The 1442-nt window shown below is 42.2% G+C and carries 2 protein-coding genes; both read right to left on the bottom strand.

Annotated features, from left to right (window positions below):
• Nucleotides 1-1018: AAA family ATPase (locus tag PSI22_RS21115; protein ID WP_273581441.1), on the bottom strand; the 1018-nt coding region annotated here is incomplete at its 3' end.
• Nucleotides 1019-1255: 237 nt separating this feature from the next.
• Nucleotides 1256-1442 (bottom strand): hypothetical protein (locus PSI22_RS21110; RefSeq protein WP_273581440.1); only part of this gene is annotated, 187 nt, incomplete at its 5' end.

Raw genomic sequence — 1442 nt, 5'->3', positions numbered from 1 at the left:
AAAGCACTTCATTATTCAGGCGCTTAAAGGTGGAAGCGCCTCGTTGCTTATCAACAACAATCAGATCGTCAGCATCAAATTGGTTAACCAATTCAACTGACTGGGTAGAAATAATCAACTGGTGTTGATTGCTGGCATTTTTTATCAAACCAGCCAGCACATTGATGGCATAGGGATGGAGTCCGAGTTCAGGTTCATCAATAATAATTGAGCCGGGCATGTAATCTTCGGGTTGCAGCAGCACGGTAGCCAATAAAATAAAGCGCAGAGTGCCATCAGATAATTCACTGGTTTTAAAAGGAATGTCCTGTTCTTTTTCTGTCCATTCGAGTTGAATGTAATCGGTATTATCCGGCGTGGGTCGCAGGTAAAAATCACCAAAAAACGGTGCAACCATCTGAATGGTTTTGATAATGCGAGTGTAATGTCGCTGATGGTGTTTTTGCAGGCGATACAGAAATGCCGCTAAATTGGCGCCATCTTCCCGCAGATAATCATTGTCATTAATACGATGAGTTTGTTTAACTTTGGCACTGTCACTCGTATCATGAAAATGGTACACCCGCCAACGGAGCATGGCAGGTAAGGTATCATCTTTGATGCCCGTATGATGTTTATCGAACTGAGATTCAAAATGACCCGAACCGATATCATAATCCTCTTTGATATCCCCAAAAAGTGATTCATGCCGGAACATCATGCGATTGTCATTGGTGGGTTCCAGTTCAAATTTATAGCCATTGTGACCAAAATAAAGCTCAGAACTCATGTATTCGGTTTTTTTGCGGCTAAAATGCAGCAATGTATCAGGGCCTCCCATTCTGCCAACAAGAGACTGTAGACGATGATCAAGTACGGTGGCAATGAGACGAAAAAAACTGATAAAATTTGATTTCCCAGCACCATTGGCCCCAATGAGTACATTCAGGCATCCCATCGGTAAATCACATTCTGCAATAGATTTGTAGCCTGTTATCTTAATCCGGCTTAAATGGTCATTATTGGTTACTGGTTTCATAATCTCGCCTTTTCAGCATCATGCGATTCAAGTTTGCCTTATTATACACTTTTCTGACGGCGGCTTAATGGGTATAATCGTCATTAAGTACACCTGCCACGCTGAGTCTTTCACCACGCTGAGTCTTTCATTGAGAAAATGCGCAAATGGGCAGGTTTTTTTATGCTTTAAATTGATGTAGAAGGCATAATTCAACAATTTTATTTACTTGTTAAACTTACACGTTCGATTATTGAATTAAATAACGGAATTCGTTAAAGTAAAAAAGCTATCGACAAATTCGATAGTGAGGAATCTCAGGCCTCGTAAGATTAACCCACTGGTAGGATGTTTCTGCCAGTGTGCCTGCTGTCGCCCTCTCAATGGCGGTTCAGGCAGGGGAGGCTTCGGCCTCGCCGGATTGGTTGATCTCCGGTACCTGAGA

Origin of the sequence: Xenorhabdus aichiensis, from assembly GCF_028598775.1 — a bacterium.
Lineage (GTDB): Bacteria > Pseudomonadota > Gammaproteobacteria > Enterobacterales > Enterobacteriaceae > Xenorhabdus > Xenorhabdus bovienii.
The sequence above is the reverse complement of the archived record's forward strand: the minus strand, read 5'-3'. Positions and strand labels throughout refer to the sequence as shown.